The following is a 20,566-nucleotide window of genomic DNA, read 5'->3' as shown; positions in this document are numbered from 1 at the left end:
AGACCATGGAAACCTATAACAGCGATTATGGCAGACTCAATCATCCTGATGATCTAGCTAAATACGCCTCCGTTGGCACTTTTAAAGACTTTTTAGCCGATAAATCAAGCCCCTTAGTTTACTGTACCCTAACAGTAGAAGGCAAATCCTTTTTAGAAAAATCCCATTTTGATCTAACACTTGACCAAAAAACCAACGAACACGACACCTTTACTATTGCAACCCGTGCCGATTCCCTAGACAACCAAGAAGCATACATCATGGAAAACTCCAAAAGTTATCTAGGCAAAACCATACACATCCACCTACATCGATTTGGTGAAATAAAACAAACCTTTACAGGCATTATAACCCATCTGAACCTTTTAAAAAAAAATGGATACAGTCAGTTATATATTACAGGACATGCACCGACCATTATGCTAGAACAAGGCTTAGAATGCCAAAGTTTTGAAAACAAAACCCTAGAACAAATCATACAAGAAATAACCGCCGAATATCCAAAAGACAACTTCAACCTAATTACCAAAAACAGCAACACCCAACATGTAATCCCTTACACCGTACAATACAACCAAACCGATTACCAGTTCCTAAAACAATTGGCCATACGCTATGGCGAGTACCTGTATTATGACGGACAAAGCTTGGTATTAGGCAATAAAGTAGGCCCTAAAATAATTGTATTAGAAGAAAACATAGACCTAATACATGTATCTTTTGAACTATCGGTAAAACCACAACAATTTACCTACACCACCTACTATACAGAATCAGGAGACAACCTACAACGAGATAGCGCCTTTGCTCAATTACAAAGTAAATTTAACCCCTACCAACTCGCAGCCCTTAAAGCTTCAAAAGACGTATTTCATAAAAAACCCAACAAACTCTACAATCAAACCGGAATTAGTAGCAAAACAGACCAAGAACTACAAGATGCCGTAAGAAAACAAAAAGAGCTACGCGAAAGCCTTATGATAGTAAAAGGCAAAAGTAAAGATCCCCAACTCAAACAAGGCGATCTAACCAAGCTAATTGATATTAACGACAAACCGATGGAAACCTATCGGATCATAGAAATCAAACACTTTCATGATGGCAACCAATACTACAACGAATTTGTAGCCATACCCGATTTGTGGACACCTCCTTATTTTGACGACAGTGCTTATCCTAATTGTGAAGAACAAACCGCACGAGTAGTAGACAACAACGACCCTATGGGCATGGGACGTGTACGGGTACAATTTCCATGGCAAGAAAGAAAAAACCAAAAAACCCCTTGGATTAGGTTAATACAACCCCACTCAGGAGCAGGTAAAGGCTTTCATTTTATCCCCGAAATAGGCGAGGAAGTACTGGTTGGTTTTGAAAGTGGCAACGCCGAAAAACCTTTTGTATTAGGTACTCATTATAACGGTGCCGCAACCAGTGGGTATCATACTAGCGGGAATGATGTAAAAGCCATTCATACCCGTAGTGGAACTAAAATTATTCTAAACGATGCCCAAGGCTCTGTTTTTATAGAGGATCCTAGCGGCAACACTTGGACAATGGACGGTCATGGGAATATTAATGTAAATGCGCCAAAGAATTTCATAGTAAATGCAGGCGAAGATATGATTATTAACGTGGGTAAAAACATGACAACCTCCGTTGGAATGAATATATCTGAAAGTGCAGGAATGAATAAAAATGAAACCATTGGTGCCATGAAAAACACTACCGTTGCAATGGATATGATGACCATGGTAACAGGAAAGTTGACGGAGATTATTGAAGGAGATGTGCATAGTGAAACAAAGAACGAGAGAAATGAAGTAAGTGATAAAGAAATGAATATTCAGTCAACAGGTATGATTAATAAACATTCAGATAAGGAAGTGCAAAATAATAGTGCCGAGAACTCAAAACAATTTTAAATATGTCTAGAACAAGAATTGTAAAAGGTACCTATACAAAAATTACTGGAGGCGACCATAATATGTATGCCAAAGGAAATATTGTAACTACAGCAGGAAAATCTATTAACGAAATTGGAAAAGAAAATGGAGTTACCTGTAATGAACCCAAAAAACCACCTTTAGCTCCAAAGCATTTTTTTGTCAAAGGATGGTGGAGCTCAGACCTAGTGGGCAGTAAACCAATAGAAGAAGCCTTGATTGACGATATTGTCTATTTTCACGCAGAAACAAAGAACATTCCCGATGGCGACATGGTTCAAATGAGACTCTATGACGATGATAACAATGAAATAGAAGAACCTAAAGGAAAAAACGAGAAAAGCGAATATATAGAAACCATAAGTATTAACAAAGCAGGGATTACAAACAAGAAAGTAAACGGCAACAAGATTGTAATTGCTTTGCGACTGGCTAATTTAGAAAAATTTATAGCCAATGAAGCCGATAGAGAACTTGAACTCTACTATCGTTGTAGTTATAAAGGTGAAAATGTAGAACTTCCTAGAGCCCCAAGCGATTATTTGAAAGTAAAAGGAATGCCGAAGATTATTTTTGTAAATGGACATTGGAATAATATAGCAAATAAAATTGGGATGTCACCGGTGAAGGACAAAAACAGTATTGGATATTTTTCACAGGGAAGTTTCAAGAATTTAAGAATAGAGCGGATAGATATTTCCAGTTTAAGCAGCAAAGTATTGAATATTTTATAGACGGATCGTCATTATGGGGAGGAAGCGAGAATGGACAAGAAAGAAAAGACAGAGGTTATAAATATGCCAAAGAGCATTTTAATGAAATAACCAAGGGATTAGGAGATCAACCTATTTGTCTTATTTCTCATAGTGAAGGTGGTGCTTGCGCTTCTGGAGTTGCAAAATATTTAATTGAACGAGGAGTCAATGTTAAGGAGTCTATTTTACTTTCTTGTGATGAAGGAGATGAGTTTACTATTGAAAATAATTATCCTAGTTATCAGCTTGTAGCAGGTTATTTAGATCTTGATTTTATAACAAAAAAAAAATATTTTAAAATTGATCCTGTTGTAAAAGATAATAAAATAAAAGGAGTAACAAAATATGGAGTTTATATTTCAAAGTCAAGTTTTACCACAGTACACGGTGCAACCGTTGATGATAATATTTTTGATTTATTAAAAAAACTTAAATCATTAACAATTGAGCAGGTTTGGAACTCTAAAGGTAAAATGGTATATCAAACCTTTCCAAAAGATGAAAAATGGGCTAAAATTGATGAATATATACTTCATAATAGCCAAATTGATTACTATCCTACAAGAAACTCAAATATTATTGAAATGTATAAAAAAAGAGAAGATTAAATGAGAAGAAAAATTATAAAAGGTATAATAATATCACTTGTAGTCATTGGTTTATGTTTTATTTTAAATCCTTTTTATTGGTTAATGGATAGTAGTGCGATTAAACAACCAGAATTATCTATTGAGGAGGAAAATTATTTTGAAAAATTTGAAAATGAAAGTAAAATTTCTATTGAAAGATATTATGAAAATTTTGATTCAAAAGGTAATGACACTTTATATATAAACGATTTTGATAAAAGAGTTTTCGATTATACACTAGCTCTACATATGTCAAACAATAAGGGGTTATTCCATTTGGAAGAAGATTCCGTTTTTAATATCGCTAATCATATTAAAAAAGAAGTACTCAAGAATAATAAATATTTAAGATACATATATATATATGATGATCTTAATAAATATAAATTTATTAATAAATATAAATATTTAGAAAAAGCGGAATAAAAATTTTGACATTACATTAGGTGTATACATTTACAATTTCCTTAACAACACCAAAAAACATGATCTTTACCGCAGGCGAAGATATGATTATTAACGTGGGTAAAAACATGACAACCTCCGTTGGAATGAATATATCTGAAAGTGCAGGAATGAATAAAAATGAAACCATTGGTGCCATGAAAAACACTACCGTTGCAATGGATATGATGACCATGGTAACAGGAAAGTTGACGGAGATTATTGAAGGAGATGTGCATAGTGAAACAAAGAACGAGAGAAATGAAGTAAGTGATAAAGAAATGAATATTCAGTCAACAGGTATGATTAATAAACATTCAGATAAGGAAGTGCAAAATAATAGTGCCGAGAACTCAAAACAATTTTAAATATGTCTAGAACAAGAATTGTAAAAGGTACCTATACAAAAATTACTGGAGGCGACCATAATATGTATGCCAAAGGAAATATTGTAACTACAGCAGGAAAATCTATTAACGAAATTGGAAAAGAAAATGGAGTTACCTGTAATGAACCCAAAAACCACCTTTAGCTCCAAAGCATTTTTTTGTCAAAGGATGGTGGAGCTCAGACCTAGTGGGCAGTAAACCAATAGAAGAAGCCTTGATTGACGATATTGTCTATTTTCACGCAGAAACAAAGAACATTCCCGATGGCGACATGGTTCAAATGAGACTCTATGACGATGATAACAATGAAATAGAAGAACCTAAAGGAAAAAACGAGAAAAGCGAATATATAGAAACCATAAGTAGTAACAAAGCAGGGATTACAAACAAGAAAGTAAACGGCAACAAGATTGTAATTGCTTTGCGACTGGCTAATTTAGAAAAATTTATAGCCAATGAAGCCGATAAAAAACTAGAACTCTACTATCGTTGTAGTTATAAAGGTGAAAATATAGAACTTCCTAGAGCCCCAAGCGATTATTTGAAAGTAAAAGGAATGCCGAAGATTATTATCGTTAACGGACATTGGCGTATTGCAAAATATACTTTTGGTGAATATGTAGGACCTACGGAACCTAAAAAACCGTATTGGACTAAAAACTTTGTCAATAATTTTTGGGAATATTTAAAAAAGGATTTTAAATTAGATTCAAAACATAGGGTTGATGGTAAATTATTTAGTTTTTCAGAATTAGAAAGTAAAAAATACATTCTTTATTACGATGGATCCACATATTATGCAGGAGATATGAGTGGTCAAGACCGTTTTAATGCTGGTGAAAAATTCGCAAAAGATAATTTTGATGAAATCACTAAAGGACTAGGCGGGCAAGAAGTGTTTTTAGTATCCCATAGCGAAGGCGGTGCCTATGCTGCAGGTATGGCAGATTATTTGCATAACCACGGTATCCAAATAGGCGAACACGTCTTATTATCGCCAGACGAAGGCGATGAGTTTAGTATAAATCCTGCCATACCAAGCTATCAGTTATTGTATATGTTTTTTAGTAGCATATATAACCCTATGGGATTATTAATAAATGAGAAAAAAGCAAAAATAGGAAACAAAGGATTTAGAAAATGGGGTGAATATCTAGCTATTGTAGATTGGGTAGTAAACGAGCACCGTATAAAAGGAATCAAAAAAATGGGTATTGTACATTACCAAGATACTGGATGGAGTGGTGTACATGGCTGGACAAATGGCACAGAAGTTTTTAACAAAGTTTCTGATTTAAAAGAAGTACAAACTTTTGACGCTATTGGTGAATATGATAAAAAAGTCTATTCAGGTAAACAACAAACCAAAACAACAAAAGGGACAAAGTTTTACAGAATTGATAATGAATATATCATTTTTAATTGTCCTCCTATTGTAAAAATATCTTAAATATAAAATGGGAAAAATGAGAAACTTAATTTGTTGCTTAATTTTATTTTTTTTTGGAAGTTCTTGTAAACAGCAACCAACAATCAAACATAATAAAGAATTATTAACATTAGAGAAAAATATTCGAGAAGAAACATTAAGTACTGATCACACTTATATCAATGAGATTCTAGAAAACGATTTAAAAAATTGCAATGCTAAACTATATATATATATATATATGGAAAATAAAAAAATAGCTTCAAATGAAGAAAATATAATGAGATATCTAAAAAAATTAAGTGTGCGAGTAAATAACGCATTAACTGAGAAAAAATGTATTGATAGTTTAATCATAGAGGTTTCTGCTGATTGCTTAAAAAATGAAAAACATAACTCAAATGAAAAAAGATATTCTTTTCCAATACTTTAATTTAAATTAAGCAAGACCGTTTTAATGCAGGCGAGAAATTTGCAAAAGATAATTTTGATAAAATCACAAAAGGACTAGGTGGACAAGAAGTGTTTTTAGTATCCCATAGTGAAGGAGGAGCTTGTGTAGCAGGTGTTGCGAAGTATTTGATTGAAAAAGGAATAAAAGTAGGGGAATCTATAATGCTATCTACGGACGAAGGAGATGAGTTTTTGGTAGAAGGAAACTACCCTGCTTATCAAATTGTTGCAGGATACCTTACTAAAGATTTAGTAACTAGAAAAAACATATTCAAAATAGACCCAGTTGTTATGGATAATAAGATTGAAGGTGTTTCCAGATATGGGGTTTATATTTCTAATGGTGGATTTACAACAGTTCATGGTGATACAGTTGGCGAAAAAACATTTGATTTACTTAAAAGACTTAAAGCCCTGAAAATAGAGCAAGCATGGAATTCTAAAGGTAAAATAGTATATCAAACATCTCCAAAAGATGAAAATTGGGCTAAAATTGACAACTATATTCTTAATAATAGTAAGGTTGATTACTACTCAACAAGAAACTCAAATATTGTTGAATTTTACAGAAAAAGAGAAGATTAGATGAGAAAAAATATAATTATACTGATAAGTGTTATAGTAATAATTGGTCTTGTTTTTTTACTAAATCCATTTTATTGGTTAATGGGGAGTAGAGCAATTAAACAACCTGTACTTTCTATCGAGGAAGAAAACTATTTTAAAAAATTTGGCAGTGAAGATAGTGTTTACATTAGAAGATATTATGCGAATTTTGATTCTAATGGAAAAGACACTTTATATCCAAATCAATTTGACAAGAGAACTTTTGATTATACATTAGCAATACAAAATTCAAAAAATAATAGAATTTTCAATTTTGATGAAGACTCAATTTTAAAAATTAGCATTTACATAAAAAAAGAAATATTAAAAAACAATAAAAAATTAAGATATATATATATGATTTTAACGAATATAAATTTATTGGTAACAATGAATATTTGGAGAAAATAAAATAGTTTTTTTTATCCCATAGCGAAGGTGGTGCCTATGCTGCAGGTATGGCAGATTATTTGCATAACCACGGTATCCAAATAGGCGAACACGTCTTATTATCGCCAGACGAAGACGATGAGTTTAGTATAAATCCTGCCATACCAAGCTATCAGTTATTGTATATGTTTTTTAGTAGCATATATAACCCTATGGGATCATTAATAAATGAAAAAAAAGCAAAAATAGGAAACAAAGGATTTAGAAAATGGGGTGAATATCTAGCTATTGTAGATTGGGTAGTAAACGAGTACCGTATAAAAGGAATCAAAAAAATGGGTATTGTACACTATCAAGATTCAGGATGGGGTGGCGCACATGGGTTTACAAACGGTTATGATGTTTTTGATAAAGTTTCTGATTTAAAAGAAGTACAGGTTTTTGATGCTATAGGTGAATATGATAAGAAAGTATATTCGGGAAAACAACAAACCAAAACAAGTAAAAAAAATAAATTTTATAGGATTGATAACGAATATACCATTTTTAATTGTCCTCCTATTATTAAAATTAAATAACTAAACCACTATGGACTGAAAGTCCATAGGTTTTAAGAAGCAGACTGAAAGTCTGCCATTGTTAAGAGTAAATAATTTTTAGAACCTGAAAGGGAAATGCACTAAAGTGCATAGTTTTAACTATTTTTGAGACCAATAAATATTTTATGTATCATCGTTTAATAAGTAAAGAGAAATTTGTTTTGAGTGTTTTGCTAATACTTCTATTATTATCAGGATGTAGGAGACAAAAAGCAATAGAGATTCCTATTGAGTTAAAAGAGATTCAAAAGATAATTCAAAAAGAGACAAAATATTCTGAGAACAAATTCCGTTCAATCATTGAAACAGAGTTAAACAATTGTAATGTTAATATATATATATAAATATATATATAAAAAATGATACTATAAATACCTCAGAAGAAAGTTTAACTAACTATGTAAAAACCGTAAGTAAAAGAGTTAATAAAGCTTTAAAAGACAAAGAATGCTATAAAACATTAATGATAGAAACCTCCTCTAATAATTATAAAAAATTGAAAAACAGAATACATAGTTTTGAATTTCCTATAGAGTAATGTTAATTATGCAGTAGTCGATTGGGTCGTAAACGAGCACCGTATAAAAGGAGTCAAAAAATGGGTATTGTACATTACCAAGATACTGGATGGAGTGGTGTACATGGCTGGACAAATGGCACAGAAGTTTTTAATAAAGTTTCTGATTTAAAAGAAGTGCAAACTTTTGATGCTATAGGTGAATATGATAAGAAAGTATATTCAGGTAAGCAGCATGCTAAAACAGCATATAATACAATTTTTTATAGGATTGACAATGAATATATTATTTTTAACTGTCCTCCTATTGTGAAAATTCAATAAAAACTTTGGAGGTTTAACTAAAGATATTCTACGAATTTATAGGTCAGAAGAGCATATAGACAACCCTAAAGGATGACCATGGTAACAGGAAAGTTGACGGAAATTATTGAAGGAGATGTGCATAGTGAATTCCAAAAGGATACAAAGTACCTAATGACAGTGAACTTAAAAATTATCTAGAAGGAAAACTAAAAGATCAATTTGACGATAAAGGAATAAACATTATGGATTTTCGCATCAGCCATAATTACCTTTAGATATTAAGGAAAATACCCCCAAATAGTATCTAACTTTTTGGGGGTAGTGCATTTTTCTTAGACAACCTTTTATATATTATATAACAATTTTTCTTCCTGTACCAGGTGCAATGTTTTTTTGATCATCTATATAAAAATCAATGCGCCCTAGATTTATACCATAAGCTCCCACTTGATTAACAAGAACTTCTTTATCGTCTAAGTTTTTTTCAATTACAGGTTTGTCTAAAAACGTATGGGTATGTCCTCCAATAATCAAATCAATATTTCGAGTTTTTTTAGCTAAATTGATATCTGAAATTCTTTCAGGTTCATTTTTGTATTCAAAACCTAAATGGGATAAACAAATGATTAAATCGCATTTTTCAACCTCTTTTAATTTTTTTGTTATGTCATTTGCAATTTCTACAGGATCTAAATATTTAGTTTCCTTATAATATCTAGGATCGACTAAACCGTATAATTCTACACCTAAACCAAAAATTCCTATTTTAATACCAGCTTTTTGAAAAATTTTATAAGGTTTAATATGAGTATCTAAGATTGTGTTTTTAAAATCATAATTAGCACAGACAAACTCAAAAGTAGCATTGGGTAACTGTCCGTATAATCCCGTAATTCCGTTATCAAAGTCATGATTACCAATTGTTGCTAAATCATATTTCATCATGCTCATAACCTTAAATTCAATTTCACCTCCATAGTAATTAAAATAAGGAGTGCCTTGAAAAATATCCCCTGCATCTAGTAATAATACATTATCTTCCTCTTTACGAATTTGATTAATAAGAGCAGCTCTTCTTGCCACACCTCCCAAGTTTGGATTCTTAGGATGACCTTCAGGGAAAGGATCTATTTGGCTATGCGTGTCGTTAGTATGTAAAATAGTTAATTTTTGTAACGTTCCAGCAGTATTAAAGCTACTTAAAGATAAACCTCCTAATCCTAATAAAGCAGAACTAGCTACTGTGTTTTTTAAAAAATCTCTTCTTTTCATAATCTTTGTCTCTTTATAAGGTTATTCTTGGGTAACTTTAATAATTTGTGGTACTTTTAGTATATCTACTTCCTCAAAATAATCAATAAGCATATCTCTTAATTTATAATCAATAGATATTTTTCGAGTAGCTTTTAAGAAAAATTCCATGCGATCACCACCACTAGCTAAGTAGTCATTAGCCGCTATATAATAGGTTTTTTCCAGATCTAAATCGTTTTTACCAATTTTAATATCTTTCGCTTTGTTATCTGCGGTTATAGTAAAAGACATCCCCGCAAAAGGGTGTGGTTTTTTGTCTTTAATGAAGAAATTAATAAAATCTAAAATAACATGACCCTTTACTTCTAAAATCATTGCCGCATTTTCAAAAGGCATTACTTCAAAAGCATTTCTAGCAGTAACATTACCCAAAGGGATAATGGTTCGTATTCCACCACTATTTAAAATCGAAATATCGGCAACTTTACTTTCCCTTTCTTTCAAAACTTGGCTGCTTTTTTCTAAAATAATTTCGGCAAATAAATCGCCAATGTTACTTTGAAATTTTGTTCCCTTTGTTTTGTCTAATAATTGAGGGTTGTAAGCTAGTACCTTATCAAGATCTTTGTTTATTTGTTGCCTGTAAGGAGCTATCAAGGTTTCATATTCCTGAATGCTACCCACGCTAGCTTCTACCTTAATTTGCTTACCATGAATTTCTTTTACTACGTTTTGAGCATTTGTAGTAAAGCTAAACGTTATTAACGTTAAAATTAAACCAAAATGTTTCATTTATTCCTACTCTTTTTATACTTTTACCCGGCATTTTTTATGCTAGTTCAAGCTTGTTAACATTAATTCGTTTCAAAAGAAACAAGACGACAAAAATAATATGTTTATAAACTATATAAAAGAATTATCGTTAAAAAAAATATTAAACTCTACTTTGCAATCTGTGAAAGAACCTTCATTGGTCAAAACCATTGAAAAAGTAGGGTTATTGCTAGATGAATCTTACTCTTTTAAAAAGAAGAGTTGATTAATTCATTAATCAATAACGGTTTTAAACGAGATCATATTAAAGTTTTAGTTTATAAACAAAAAATAGGAAAAAATGAAAATCTAAGTTATCCTACTTTTTCTTTTAAAGATATTAATTGGAAAGGTGAATTTTCAGCACCATTTGTTAATGAATTTATTTATACTCCTTTTGATCTACTAATAAATTACTACGATGTTGGAAAAGCCCCCTTATTGTTAGTTACACATAATTCAAAAGCAGTATTAAAAGTAGGATTTTCATCAGTAGATAAAAGATTAAATCATCTATTAATAAATGTAAATGCTGAAAACTTTAAAGTTTTTGTGCAAGAATTGTTTAAATATTTAAAAATTTTAAAAAAGATATAATAAAATGCAATCATTTATAGGTACAGGTGTTGCTTTAGTAACACCTTTTAAAAAAGATTTTTCAGTAGATGTTGAATCGTTAAAAAGAATTGTTAATTATGTTATTGATGGGGGAGTAGAATATTTAGTTGTATTAGGTACTACAGCAGAATCGGCCACCTTGTCTACAGCAGAAAAACAACTAGTGATTGATACTATAGTAGAAACCAATGCAGGAAGATTACCATTGGTTTTAGGAGTAGGAGGTAATAATACATTGAAAGTAGTTGAAGAGTTAAAAACACGTGATTTATCTCCTTTTAAAGCAATTTTGTCCGTTTCTCCGTATTATAATAAACCGACACAAGAAGGGATTTTTCAGCACTTTAAAATGGTTGCAGACGCATCTCCTCTTCCTGTTATTTTATATAATGTTCCGTAGAACCTCTAGTAATATGTTGCCAACTACTGTTTTAAAAATTGCCAACGAATGCAAAAACGTAATAGGAATAAAAGAAGCTGCAGGTGATATTGTACAAGCTATGAAATTAATTCAATTACTGCCAAAAGATTTTTTGGTTATTTCAGGTGATGATATGATTACTTTGCCTATGGTGTTAGCAGGAGGAGCAGGTGTGATTTCTGTTATAGGAGAAGGATTTCCAAAAGAATTCTCAGAAATGGTTCGTTTAGGTTTAAAAAGGAAAGTAAACGAAGCGTATGAATTACATTATAAACTAATGGATAGTATTGATATGATTTTTGAGCAAGGTAATCCAGGAGGAATTAAAGAAATTTTTAAATCTTTAGATTTATCCGAAAACATATTAAGGTTGCCTTTAGTAAATGTAAATGAAGATTTAGCTAATCGTTTAAACGCATTTACAAAACAAATGACTAAATAGCAGAAAAATAAAGTTTTGAAGTAAAAAATTAATAATTAACTTTGCACTCTGGCTTTTGGAGAGTGTTTTGTAATATTCTAATAAGTCTTTGAAAAAAGTTGACAAGTTTTTATGAATAAATATATAGGTGGTATTTTAGCTACAATGTTATTAGCTTCTTGTAGTGAATATCAAAAAGCATTAAAATCGGAGGATCCAGCTGTAAAGTTAATAGCGGCTACTCATAAGTACGAACAAAAAAAATATACAAAAGCTATTCGCCTTTTTGAGCAAATAGCACCAGTGTATAGAGGTAAAGCAGATGCTGAAAACTTGTATTACATGTTTGCCAAATCCTATTATGTTACCGAACAATATTATTTAGCCGGTTATCAGTTTGATAGTTTTAGTGCTTTGTATCCTAAAAGTAAAAATGCAGAAGAAGCAATGTTTTTAGGAGCTAAATCTTACTCAGAGTTATCGCCTGTTTATTCATTAGATCAAACAGAGACCGAAAAAGCGATCTCAAAAATGCAAGAATTTATTAATAAATATCCTAATTCAACTTATCTTCCTGAAGCGAATACCGTTGCTCTAGGATTACAACATAAATTAGAGAAAAAAGCATTTGAAATAGCAAAACAATACAATACAATTTCAGATTATAAAGCAGCTTTAAAAGCTTTTGATAATTTTTTAATAGATTATCCTGGTACAGCGTATAAAGAAAAAGCGTTATTTTATAAACTAGATTCAGCCTATAAATTAGCAATTAATAGTATTCCGAGTAAAATGGAAGAACGTTTAAAAGAAGCTCGTATTGCTTATAATGGATTAGTAAAGTTTAAAACAGATTCAAATTTTAAGAAAGAAGCGGATCAAATGTTGGTTCGTATAGAAAAAGATTTACAACAATTTCAAAAATAGGATATTAGAATGGATTTAAAAAAGACAACAGCTCCAGTTAACACGGTTACTTATAATAAAAGCAAAATTGAAGAATCAACCGGAAATATCTACGAAGCTATTACAATTATGGCAAGAAGAGCTAATCAAATTAATTCTGAGATCAAAAAAGAGTTAATAGAAAAATTAGACGAGTTTGCTACTTATAATGATAGTCTTGAAGAAATTTTTGAAAACAAAGAACAAATTGAAGTTTCTAAATTTTATGAAAGATTACCAAAACCTCATGCCTTAGCCGTACAAGAATGGTTAGAAGGAAAAATCTATCATAAAAATACGAAATAATCTAAAGCGTATAACATGTCCGTTTTAAGTGGTAAAAAAATAATACTAGGTGTAACTGGTGGAATTGCCGCTTATAAGTCGGCTTCATTAGTAAGACTTTTGATAAAAGCAGGTGCTCAGGTTCAAGTAATCATGACACCTGCTTCTGTTGATTTTGTTACGCCGTTAACGCTTTCAACACTATCAAAAAAACCCGTTTACATCCATTTTTTTAATCAAGAAGATACTGCTGCTCTGTGGAATAATCATGTAGAGTTAGGACTTTGGGCTGATCTTATGATTATTGCACCTGCTACAGCTAACACAATGTCTAAAATGGTAAATGGAAATTGTGATAACCTTTTATTAGCAACTTATTTGTCTGCTAAATGTTCTGTCTATTTTGCACCCGCAATGGATTTGGATATGTACAAACATCCTTCCACTTTAGCTAGTTTTGAAACTTTAAAACGTTTTGGAAACATCATGATACCTGCTGAAAATGGAGAGTTAGCAAGTGGACTCTCAGGAGAAGGACGTATGGCTGAACCCGAAAATATTATTTCTTTTATAGAAAAAGACTTAGAAAGTAAATTGCCATTAAGAAATAAAAAAATACTCATTACAGCAGGTCCTACTTATGAAGCAATAGATCCTGTTCGATTTATAGGGAATCATTCTACTGGAAAAATGGGATTTGATATAGCAGATGTGGCAGCCGATTTAGGAGCACAAGTAATTTTAGTTACAGGACCTACCTCACTTCAACCTAAAAATAAAACCATTCAAATCAGACGAGTGCGTTCAGCAGAGGATATGTATCGTGCTTGCCATGAATGGTATCATACAGTAGATGTAGCTATTGCAGCTGCCGCAGTGGCAGATTATAAACCAAAAAATGTAGCATCTCAAAAAAAAAAAAAAGCGATCCAACGTTTACAATTGAGTTAGAAAAAACAAAAGATATTTTAGCCTCTTTAGGAGAAATTAAAAAAGATCAGTTTTTGATTGGATTTGCATTAGAAACTGAAAATGAAATTGAACATGCAAAACAAAAAATTCAGAAAAAAATCTAGATTTGATTGTTTTGAACTCACTAAATGATAAAGGAGCTGGTTTTGGACAACCTACCAATAAAGTGACCTTTATTGATAAAAATTTAATATAGAACCTCAAGAGCTAAAATCAAAAGAAGAAGTAGCTTTGGATATAGTGAATAAAATTGTAAATCATTATGCGTAAATTTTTAATCTTATTTATCTGTTTCTTCTTCAATAGCTATTATGCACAGGAGTTGAATTGTACGGTGGAATTTAATACAAGTCAGGTTTCTGGAACCAATCAACAAATATTTAAAACTTTAAAAAAAACACTTACAGAGTTTATAAATAATACAAAATGGACAGATAAAACCTATAAATCAAATGAAAAAATAAATTGCTCATTTTTCTTTAATATTAATTCATTTGATAATATAAATAAGTTTTCAGGTAGTCTACAAGTAACAGCTACACGTCCCGTATACAATACTACTTATACTACCTCTATCCTGAATGTTAACGATAAAGAATTAAATTTTACCTATAATGAATTTCAAAATTTAGTATTTAACTCAAATGCGTATGAGTCTAATTTAATTTCAGTAGTAGCTTTTTATGCTAATATGATTATAGGAATAGATGCGGATACCTTCGCTTTAGAAGGAGGAACAAAAGCTTTTGAAATGGCGTCCAATATTGTTGCTCAGGCACAAGTAACACAAGAAAAAGGATGGATGGCGACTTCATCACAGAATCGTTATTTTTTAGTAAATGATATGTTATCGCCTACTTTTGCCTCTTATCGAAAAACAATTTATGATTATCATTTAGGCGCATTAGATAAAATGGCTGATAATCCTAAAGAAGGAAAAGAAGCTATGCAAAAAGCAATTTTTAATTTAAAAGAAGTTGTAATATCTCGTCCTAATGCCTATCTGACTCGAATCTTTTTTGATACTAAGTCAGATGAAATTTTAAGCGTATTTTCTGAAGGGCCTAAAATGGATGTAAATCAATTAGTTGAAACATTAAGTAAATTATCTCCAACCAATATTAGTAAATGGAGTCAAATTAGTTTTTAGCTTTGTCCCATGCTTGTACAATTATCAATAAAAAATTTTGCGTTAATAGAGCAATTAGAAATGAACTTTTCTAATCAATTCTCTATAATTACGGGTGAAACAGGTGCTGGTAAATCTATTTTACTAGGTGCTCTTGGACTCGTTTTAGGAAATCGAGCAGATTTAGGCTCTCTAAAAGATAAAGAACAAAAATGTGTAATAGAAGCCCATTTTAATCTGTCAGTCTATAATTTGAAAGGTTTTTTTGAAGAAAATGATATGGATTTTGAAGAAATAACGATTATCCGTCGTGAAATTCTTCCTTCTGGAAAATCAAGAGCATTTGTTAATGATAGCCCTGTAAATTTAACAGAATTGCAAGAATTAGGAACATTTTTAATTGATATTCATTCACAACAACAAACAAGAGAATTAATAGAAGAATCATATCAAATAGAAATATTAGACGCTATAGCATCTAATGCTACTCTTTTACACACATACCAAAAAGACCTAAAACAGTATAAAACACTTCAAACTACATTAAAGAGAATTTTATCCGAAAAAGAATCTTTCGTAAAAGAATCAGATTATAATAGTTTTTTGTTAGAAGAACTAGTTCAAGCCAATTTAAAAGAAGGAGAACAACAAGAATTAGAAGATGTTTTTGAAAAACTAAATAATGTTGAAATTATAAAAGAAAACCTAGATAAATCTATTGCACTAAGCAAAGAAGAACAAATAGGAATTTTGCAAAATCTCAAAGAAGTAAAAAATTCACTTCAAAAAATAGGGAACTTTTCTCCAGAATATCAAGCTTTGTTAGAAAGAATAGCAAGCGTCTTAATAGAAATGGATGATCTACTTGTAGATTTAGAAAACCAAAGTGAAAAACTTTTTAGCGATCCTGAAAAACTACAGCTAGTTAGTCAAAAATTACAACTTATTTATAATCTGCAAAAAAAACATCAAGTAACCACTGTTGAAGAATTAATAAAAATTCAAAAAGATTTAGATGCAAAAGTTTTACATGCAGGAGATTTAGATGAACAAATACAAAAACTACAAATCGAGATAAGTAGTACACAAGAACAACTGATACAACAAACTAAAACCATTTCAAAAAAGCGTAAAGAAGTAGTGCCTATTTTGATTGCCCAAATGACAGCTATTTTGGGTGAATTAGGAATGTCTAATGCTCGTTTTGAATTTGATATAAAAGAATCAAATACATTTTTATTCAACGGAAAAGATGAGATACAATTATTGTTTTCGGCTAATAAAGGAACTGATTTCGGATTGCTAAAAAAAGTAGCTTCAGGAGGAGAAATGTCTCGGATAATGTTAGCTATAAAAGCAGTATTGGCTAACTATTCAAAGTTACCTACCATAATTTTTGATGAAATAGATACAGGTGTTTCAGGTGAAGTTGCTCAAAAAATGGCCAATATTATGAAGATAATGAGTGATAAAATGCAAGTTTTTGCTATTACACATTTACCCCAAATAGCCTCTAAAGGACAACAACATTATAAAGTATTTAAATCAGATCGTGAAGATGTTACCGTTTCAGAATTAAAATTACTATCTCTAGAAGAAAGAATAATCGAAATAGCAGAAATGTTATCAGGTAAAAATATTTCAGATTCCGCTATTGCACACGCAAAAGCTTTGCTTAACTAATTATTTAAACTAAATTTGCTAATCAAACTAATTGAAAAGATATGATTATTGAACCAAGAATGAGAGGTTTTATTTGTTTGACAGCACACCCAGAAGGTTGTGCCCAAAGCGTAAAAAACCAAATTAATTATGTAGTATCTAAAGGAAAAATTAATGGACCAAAAAGAGTGTTAGTAGTTGGTGCTTCTACAGGATTTGGTTTAGCTTCTAGAATTACAGCCGCTTTTGGTAGTGATGCGTCTACAATTGGGGTTTTCTTTGAAAAAGAACCAGTAGAAGGAAAAACAGCGACTCGTGGTGGTATAATTCCGCAGCTTTTGAACAAGAAGCAAAAAAAGCAGGACTATATGCTAAAAGTATTAATGGAGATGCTTTTTCAAAAGAAATCAAGCAGAAAACGATTGATATGATAAAAAATGACTTAGGACAAGTAGACCTAGTCATATATAGTTTGGCTTCACCAGTGCGTATGCACCCTGAAACAAACATTTTATACCGCTCAGCATTAAAACCAATCGGTCAAGTTTTTAGTGATAAAACAGTTGATTTTCATACAGGAGTAGTATCAGAAGTTTCTATTCAATCAGCTACACAAGAAGATATAGATAATACAGTAGTTGTAATGGGAGGTGAAGATTGGACAATGTGGATAAATGAAATGAAAGAGGCAGGAGTATTGGCTCAAGGTGCTACAACTGTTGCTTATTCTTATATAGGACCAGAAGTTACAGAAGCCGTATATCGAAAAGGAACTATTGGACGTGCTAAAGATCATCTTGAAGCTACCGCTTTTGAAATAGATGAAAAATTAAAGGATATTAACGGACGTGCTTATATATCTGTAAACAAAGCATTAGTTACCCAAGCTAGTTCTGCAATACCTGTAATTCCTTTATATATATCATTGTTGTATAAAACAATGAAATCAGAAGGTTTACATGAAGGATGTATTGAACAAATGCAACGTTTATTCGCAGATCGTTTATATAATGGAGGAGAAGTACCTGTAGATGAAAAAGGACGTATTCGTGTAGACGATTGGGAAATGCGAGCAGATGTTCAGGAAACAGTCAAAAAATTATGGGCGCAAGCAGATACAGAAACTTTAAAAGAAATAGGCGATTTAGCAGGATATAAAAGCGATTTCTTAAATTTATTCGGTTTCGGTTTTGAAGGCGTTGATTATTTAGCTGATACAAATGAAATGGTTAATATTCAAAGTATAGACCAATAAAATAATAAATGAATGAATAATAGAAAGATTGTTTTGTAAAAAGACAATCTTTTTTTTATGCTAATCCCAGCTCCGTATTAGGCTTTAAAAAAGTGATACCATTTTTGTTTTGAAATTAGCTAAACCAAAATTCACTACAGAATACACGAATCAAGAGATATTACACGATATTATTACAGTAAATTTGAATCTTAAATGGTATGAATTAACGAAGTAAATTTATTCTACCTCGTTTTTCTTCCAATGCAAGCACGTATTCTCTTTTGATCATAAAAATAATTTCCCATTTCTTTTTCTGAAAATTTCCCTAGTATTTGAATGTCTTGAAAAGTTTTGTTTCACAACGAAGTCTAATGCGGAATCTAAATTAAAAAAATAAAGAACCAGTATTTAATTTTTACTTTTACAATAAATGGATTTATATAATCAGTATTGTATGAATTTCTCTTTCAATCAAAAAAGATCGTTGGTTTTTTAATACGTTCCATATCCAAAAAAATCAGTAGGCATACGTTACACAAACTAAAGATTAATTGTATGAAAATAAACAAAAAAAAAGATGAATAGGTAAAGTATAGAATGTCTTATGGTTAACAATGAAAAAAAAAAAAAAAGAAGTATAAAAAATACGAAATAGGATAAAAAACCTCTTGTTTTTCATGACTTTTTTTTGTTAAAAATGTAACTTTGTCAAAAAAAAATAAGAAGAATGAATTTTTCTTTTGTTATCCCAGTTTACAATAGACCTGATGAAATAGATGAACTATTAGAAAGTTTGACCAAACAAACTTATAATAAACCTTTTGAAATTATTATAGTAGAAGATGGCTCTACAATACCATGTGAATATATAGTAGATAAATACAGATCAAAACTAAATCTGACTTACTACCTAAAATATAATTCAGGGCCTCGGTGATTCTCGTAACTTTGGAATGCAATATGCTAAAGGAGATTATTATATTATTTTAGATTCAGATTGTATACTACCCTCGCAATATTTGTCAGAGGTTGAAAAATCATTAGCTGAAAATTATGTAGATTGTTTTGGAGGGCCTGACGATATGTTAGCAAGTTTTACACCTATTCAAAAAGCAATTAATTTTGCAATGACCTCTGTATTAACCACTGGAGGAGTGAGAGGAGCCAGTGAAAAAATAGGGAAATTTCAACCAAGAAGTTTTAATATGGGAATTTCAAAAAAAGCATTTGAAGAATCAAAAGGATTTTCAAATATTCATCCGAGGAGAAGATCCTGATTTGTCAATTCGTTTATGGAAAAAAGGATTTGACACAAAATTAATTCCTAATGCGTTTGTATATCATAAACGAAGAATTGATTGGGAAAAATTTTATATTCAAGTTAATAAGTTTGGAAAAGTAAGACCGATACTAAATAAATGGTATCCTGAATATGCTAAACCTACATTCTTTTTGCCGTCCCTGTTTGTGTTAGGGTTTATCTTAGGAATATTGTTGAGTTTCCTGTTTTTGTTCGATTGGCTGTTAAAAATATATTTTTTATACACTGTCATGATAATGATACTTTCTACCTATAAAAATAAAAATTTAAAAGTAGGCATTTATTCCATTGTGGCCGTTTGGAGACAATTTTTTGGATACGGTATAGGCTTTATAGAATCATATTATAAAATTAATGTACTAAAAAAGAAGCCAGAAGAAGCATTTCCAGAATTATTTTTTAAAATTTAATGACTAAAATTATCGGATTAACCGGAGGTATAGGAAGTGGTAAAACCACAGTCGCTCGATTATTTCAGAATAAAGGAATACCTGTTTATATAGCTGATGAAGAAGCTCGAAAAATAATGGCGTTACCTGAAACAGTTCAGAAAGTTGCTAGTTTGTTTGGGGAAGAAGTGTTAAAAGAAAATAAATTAAACAGGAAACAATTAGGGCAAGTTGTTTTTAACGATCCTTCTAAACTTAAGATGTTAAATGAATTAATACATCCTTTAGTCGCAGCACATTTTTATAAATGGATACAAATTCATAATTCTTTTCCTTTTGTAATAAAAGAATCCGCTATATTATTTGAAAGCGAAAGTTATAAAAATTGCGATAAAATTATTTTAGTTATAGCTCCAGAGGAGGAGCGAATTAAAAGAGTAATGCAACGTGATCAATTAACGAAAGAAGCTGTTTTGCAACGCATAAAAAATCAATTATCTGATGAAGAAAAGATTGTTAAAAGTGATTTTGTTATAAAAAACGAAAATTTAAAAGAAACCAGTAAAAAAATTAGTGATATTCTTAAATTTTTATCAAATCTTTATCAAAAAACCTAATTGTTAATATTTGGTTAAT

20 protein-coding genes and 4 pseudogenes are annotated in these 20,566 nt (G+C 30.8%); 22 read left to right on the top strand and 2 right to left on the bottom strand.

Going from position 1 to position 20,566, the window contains the following annotated elements; all coding sequences use genetic code 11:
• The first annotated feature begins 5 nt into the window (after positions 1–5).
• The 12 genes from JJC05_RS02605 (at position 6) to JJC05_RS02555 (ending at position 8,481) form a co-directional block, all read left to right on the top strand.
• A complete protein-coding gene (locus JJC05_RS02605; protein WP_235878138.1) occupies positions 6–1,925 on the top strand; it encodes a type VI secretion system Vgr family protein in 1,920 nt (639 codons plus the stop codon).
• 2 nt (positions 1,926–1,927) lie between these two features.
• Positions 1,928–2,680, top strand: a complete 753-nt coding sequence (locus JJC05_RS02600; RefSeq protein ID WP_235878136.1) for a hypothetical protein — start codon at positions 1,928–1,930, stop codon at positions 2,678–2,680.
• A gap of 494 nt (positions 2,681–3,174) precedes the next feature.
• On the top strand, positions 3,175–3,309 hold the full coding sequence (locus JJC05_RS16470; RefSeq protein ID WP_258929431.1) for a hypothetical protein: 135 nt from the start codon (positions 3,175–3,177) through the stop codon (positions 3,307–3,309).
• Positions 3,310–3,756 carry a hypothetical protein gene (locus tag JJC05_RS02595; RefSeq protein WP_105196682.1) on the top strand — a complete coding sequence of 149 codons (447 nt, stop codon included), beginning with the start codon at positions 3,310–3,312 and terminating at the stop codon, positions 3,754–3,756.
• A 59-nt stretch (positions 3,757–3,815) separates the two neighbouring features.
• Entirely contained in the window at positions 3,816–4,142 is a 327-nt protein-coding gene (locus tag JJC05_RS02590; RefSeq protein WP_235878134.1) for a hypothetical protein, read from the top strand.
• Positions 4,143–4,144: 2 nt separating this feature from the next.
• Positions 4,145–4,306, top strand: coding sequence for a hypothetical protein (locus JJC05_RS02585; RefSeq protein WP_235878133.1), 162 nt, complete (start codon positions 4,145–4,147; stop codon positions 4,304–4,306).
• Positions 4,307–4,350: 44 nt separating this feature from the next.
• Entirely contained in the window at positions 4,351–5,613 is a 1,263-nt protein-coding gene (locus JJC05_RS02580) for a hypothetical protein (RefSeq protein ID WP_235878132.1), read from the top strand.
• 16 nt (positions 5,614–5,629) lie between these two features.
• Positions 5,630–6,025 carry a hypothetical protein gene (locus tag JJC05_RS02575; protein ID WP_235878131.1) on the top strand — a complete coding sequence of 132 codons (396 nt, stop codon included), beginning with the start codon at positions 5,630–5,632 and terminating at the stop codon, positions 6,023–6,025.
• An 89-nt stretch (positions 6,026–6,114) separates the two neighbouring features.
• Positions 6,115–6,630, top strand: coding sequence for a hypothetical protein (locus tag JJC05_RS02570; protein ID WP_235878130.1), 516 nt, complete (start codon positions 6,115–6,117; stop codon positions 6,628–6,630).
• The gene (locus JJC05_RS02565) at positions 6,631–7,062 is read left to right on the top strand and encodes a hypothetical protein (RefSeq protein WP_127823190.1); all 432 of its coding nucleotides are present in this window, start codon (positions 6,631–6,633) and stop codon (positions 7,060–7,062) included.
• 47 nt (positions 7,063–7,109) lie between these two features.
• Positions 7,110–7,619 (top strand): hypothetical protein, encoded by a 510-nt coding sequence (locus tag JJC05_RS02560; RefSeq protein ID WP_105196670.1) that lies wholly within the window; start codon positions 7,110–7,112, stop codon positions 7,617–7,619.
• A gap of 619 nt (positions 7,620–8,238) precedes the next feature.
• The gene (locus JJC05_RS02555; protein ID WP_105196668.1) at positions 8,239–8,481 is read left to right on the top strand and encodes a hypothetical protein; all 243 of its coding nucleotides are present in this window, start codon (positions 8,239–8,241) and stop codon (positions 8,479–8,481) included.
• A gap of 333 nt (positions 8,482–8,814) precedes the next feature.
• Here the strand turns inward: JJC05_RS02555 and JJC05_RS02550 are convergent, their stop codons facing one another.
• Positions 8,815–9,735 carry a bifunctional metallophosphatase/5'-nucleotidase gene (locus JJC05_RS02550; RefSeq protein ID WP_105196667.1) on the bottom strand — a complete coding sequence of 307 codons (921 nt, stop codon included), beginning with the start codon at positions 9,733–9,735 and terminating at the stop codon, positions 8,815–8,817.
• A gap of 21 nt (positions 9,736–9,756) precedes the next feature.
• Positions 9,757–10,509 (bottom strand): 5'-nucleotidase C-terminal domain-containing protein, encoded by a 753-nt coding sequence (locus JJC05_RS02545; RefSeq protein WP_105196666.1) that lies wholly within the window; start codon positions 10,507–10,509, stop codon positions 9,757–9,759.
• 243 nt (positions 10,510–10,752) lie between these two features.
• On the opposite strand from JJC05_RS02545, the gene JJC05_RS02540 reads away from it, so the two are divergent.
• The 10 genes and pseudogenes from JJC05_RS02540 to coaE all read left to right on the top strand — a co-directional run bounded on the left by JJC05_RS02540 (position 10,753) and on the right by coaE (position 20,547).
• A complete protein-coding gene (locus JJC05_RS02540; protein ID WP_258929430.1) occupies positions 10,753–11,127 on the top strand; it encodes a DUF6913 domain-containing protein in 375 nt (124 codons plus the stop codon).
• A 4-nt stretch (positions 11,128–11,131) separates the two neighbouring features.
• A pseudogene (dapA, locus tag JJC05_RS02535) lies at positions 11,132–12,011 on the top strand (4-hydroxy-tetrahydrodipicolinate synthase).
• 111 nt (positions 12,012–12,122) lie between these two features.
• The gene (locus JJC05_RS02530) at positions 12,123–12,917 is read left to right on the top strand and encodes an outer membrane protein assembly factor BamD (RefSeq protein ID WP_105196664.1); all 795 of its coding nucleotides are present in this window, start codon (positions 12,123–12,125) and stop codon (positions 12,915–12,917) included.
• A 9-nt stretch (positions 12,918–12,926) separates the two neighbouring features.
• Positions 12,927–13,241 carry a DNA-directed RNA polymerase subunit omega gene (locus tag JJC05_RS02525; protein WP_088393529.1) on the top strand — a complete coding sequence of 105 codons (315 nt, stop codon included), beginning with the start codon at positions 12,927–12,929 and terminating at the stop codon, positions 13,239–13,241.
• Between the two features lie 15 nt (positions 13,242–13,256).
• Positions 13,257–14,388 (top strand): annotated as a pseudogene (gene coaBC / locus JJC05_RS02520) (bifunctional phosphopantothenoylcysteine decarboxylase/phosphopantothenate--cysteine ligase CoaBC).
• A 66-nt stretch (positions 14,389–14,454) separates the two neighbouring features.
• Positions 14,455–15,342: a type IX secretion system protein PorD gene (gene porD / locus JJC05_RS02515; protein ID WP_240668945.1), complete on the top strand. Its 888-nt coding sequence runs from the start codon at positions 14,455–14,457 to the stop codon at positions 15,340–15,342.
• 9 nt (positions 15,343–15,351) lie between these two features.
• Entirely contained in the window at positions 15,352–17,004 is a 1,653-nt protein-coding gene (recN, locus tag JJC05_RS02510) for a DNA repair protein RecN (protein ID WP_105196662.1), read from the top strand.
• A gap of 41 nt (positions 17,005–17,045) precedes the next feature.
• Positions 17,046–18,238, top strand: a pseudogene (gene fabV, locus JJC05_RS02505) (enoyl-ACP reductase FabV).
• A 709-nt stretch (positions 18,239–18,947) separates the two neighbouring features.
• A pseudogene (locus tag JJC05_RS02500) lies at positions 18,948–19,951 on the top strand (glycosyltransferase family 2 protein).
• Positions 19,951–20,547 carry a dephospho-CoA kinase gene (gene coaE, locus JJC05_RS02495; RefSeq protein WP_105196660.1) on the top strand — a complete coding sequence of 199 codons (597 nt, stop codon included), beginning with the start codon at positions 19,951–19,953 and terminating at the stop codon, positions 20,545–20,547. The pseudogene JJC05_RS02500 and the gene coaE overlap by 1 nt, the downstream one beginning before the upstream one ends.
• The last annotated feature ends 19 nt before the right edge of the window (positions 20,548–20,566 follow it).

The organism is Flavobacterium davisii, from assembly GCF_019565505.1.
Classification (GTDB): Bacteria; Bacteroidota; Bacteroidia; order Flavobacteriales; family Flavobacteriaceae; genus Flavobacterium; species Flavobacterium davisii.
Note: the sequence above shows the minus strand (reverse complement) of the source record. Positions and strands in the feature narration are given on the sequence as shown.